The organism is Endozoicomonas acroporae (genome assembly GCF_002864045.1).
Lineage (GTDB): Bacteria > Pseudomonadota > Gammaproteobacteria > Pseudomonadales > Endozoicomonadaceae > Endozoicomonas > Endozoicomonas acroporae.
Map to the genome: position 1 here is coordinate 1 of NZ_PJPV01000243.1, position 1,242 is coordinate 1,242.

Here is a 1,242-nt window from a genome sequence, read left to right on the forward strand (position 1 = left end):
ATAGCTTTTGTCGTCTGAGTTGTAGTGCCTGTTGTTGGCGATGTTACTGATTGTCTTGTTTCTGTAAGTGTTGAGATTTCTGTCAGCGTTGAAGCAGCCGTTGTGCTATCCGGAATACCGGAAGCTCCCTGTAGTCCCGGGCTATCAGACGTTGATTGAGCTTTTTCCTGAGTAGCTGATTGTTGCGTTGTTGTCTGTCTGGAACCAGAAGTCACTGTCTGTCTGGCGGTGTCGGGGGGTGGTGCTTTTGTTTGGCTAGATTGCCTGGCCTGTGCAGCGGTTGAGATAGTTGTTGATGTTGGAGGCACCGTTGTGCTGTCAGTTCTACCAGAGGCGTCTTCTGTTGTGGTGGTTTCAGACGTTGATTGTGCTTTTTCCTGAGTGACTGATTGTTGTGTTGTTGCCTGTTCGGCAGCCGTGCCTGTTGATGCCGACGTCAATGATGGAGGAGCGGCTGAGCTATCTCTGGAACCAGAAGTCACTGTCTGCCTGGCAGTGTCGGGTGTTGGTGCTTTCGTTTGGCTAGATTGCTTGGCCTGTGCAGCGGTTGAGATGGTTGTTGATGTTGGAGGCGCCGTTGTGCTGTCAGATTTACCAGAGGTTCCTTCTGTTGTGGTGGTTTCAGATTTTGATGATGTTATTTCCTGGTTTGTCGTTTGATGTATAGCTTTTGTCGTCTGAGTTGTAGTGCCTGTTGTTGGCGATGTTACTGATTGTCTTGTTTCTGTAAGTGTTGAGATTTCTGTCAGCGTTGAAGCAGCCGTTGTGCTATCCGGAATACGCGAAGTTCCCTGTAGTCCCGGGCTCTCAGACGTTGATTGAGCTTTTTCCTGAGTAGCTGATTGTTGCGTTGTTGTCTGTTGGGCAGCCGTTCCTGTTGATGCCGACGTCAATGATGGAGAAGCAGCAGAGCTATCTCTGGAACCAGAAGTCACTGTCTGTCTGGCAGTGTCGGGGGTTGGTGCTTTCGTTTGGCTAGATTGCCTGGCCTGTGCAGCGGTTGAGATGGTTGTTGATGTTGGAGGCGCCGTTGTGCTGTCAGTTTTACCAGAGGCGTCTTCTGTTGTGGCGGTTTCAGATGTTGATGATGCTATTTCTTGGTTTGTCGTTTGATGTGTAGCTTTTTTATCAATTGACGTCTGAGTTGTAGTGCCTGTTGCTGACGGTGTTACTGATTGTCCTGTTTCAGCAGGTGTTGAGGTTTCTGCCAGCGTTGAAGCAGCCGTTGAACTATCCGGAATA

Annotated in this window: 1 protein-coding gene; it reads right to left on the reverse strand. The window is 49.4% G+C overall.

Annotation, left to right across the window (positions count from 1 at the left end):
- A partial coding sequence (locus CX664_RS26790; RefSeq protein ID WP_180966626.1) for a hypothetical protein occupies positions 1-1,242 on the reverse strand: 1,242 nt, incomplete at both ends.